Genomic DNA, 805 nt, shown 5'->3' on the forward strand with positions numbered 1-805 from the left:
TGATTGCCATGCAGCTCGAGCGCAATGCGCTCGACGCCGTTTTCTTTCGCCAGCGCCACGATCTCGGTCCAGAACGGGATCAGCTTTTCTTCCCATTGATATTTAAGGATGGTCTGCGTTTCCGGCGGCCAGGACGAGACGACCCAGTTCGGCATGCTGTCGCTAGCGCTGCCAGCCGGCAGACCGCTCATGGTGCAGACGGTGCGAATGCCCATCTCGCCGGCGACGCGGATCGTGTCTTTCAACCCTTGGCCTTGGGCCGGATCGGTTGGGTGCAGCGGATTGCCGTTTGCGTTGAGGCTTATGATCTCCAGGCCGCGTTCCTCGAAGGCTGCAGCAATCCGCTTCTGCGCTTCCCTGTTACCCAGCATGGACGAAAGCCGGAAATGCGGGGCGGTCGACCAGCCGCAAGTGTTCACCTCGATGCCGGATACCCCCATGCGCTGGGCATGATTAAGCACCGCGTCGAACGGCAGATTGCCGAGACTGTCTGAAACGAAACCCAGCTTCACGCGTAGAACTCCGGCTTTGCAATCATCTGGACAGGCGTACGACGGGCTTCCTTCAGCGCTACCACGCCGGCCTCGGCAACGACGGCGGCGCAGTAGCCGTCCCAGCAGTCCGAGGCGGTCGCGGGGAACTCACCAGTCATGACGAAGCGAAGGAAGTCGCGGTTCTGGCGGCGATAGGCATCGTAATAGCGGGTGCGCCAGTCGGCGTCGTAGTTTGTGCTTTGGGTAAGCGCTGACTCCGTGCGGGTGTAGGCAACGTTGTTGGTTGCCACGGCGCCGTTCTCGCCAATCAG

General features: G+C 61.4%; 1 protein-coding gene and 1 pseudogene. Both read right to left on the reverse strand.

What is annotated here, in order from left to right:
- The coding region (locus NKI85_RS37780) for a sugar phosphate isomerase/epimerase family protein (RefSeq protein WP_352780987.1) at positions 1-512 on the reverse strand (512 nt) is incomplete at its 3' end.
- Positions 509-805, reverse strand: a pseudogene (locus NKI85_RS37785) (Gfo/Idh/MocA family oxidoreductase); the annotation flags it as partial. The gene NKI85_RS37780 and the pseudogene NKI85_RS37785, both read right to left, overlap by 4 nt.

Source organism: Mesorhizobium sp. M0571 (assembly GCF_040320985.1).
Taxonomy (GTDB): domain Bacteria; phylum Pseudomonadota; class Alphaproteobacteria; order Rhizobiales; family Rhizobiaceae; genus Mesorhizobium.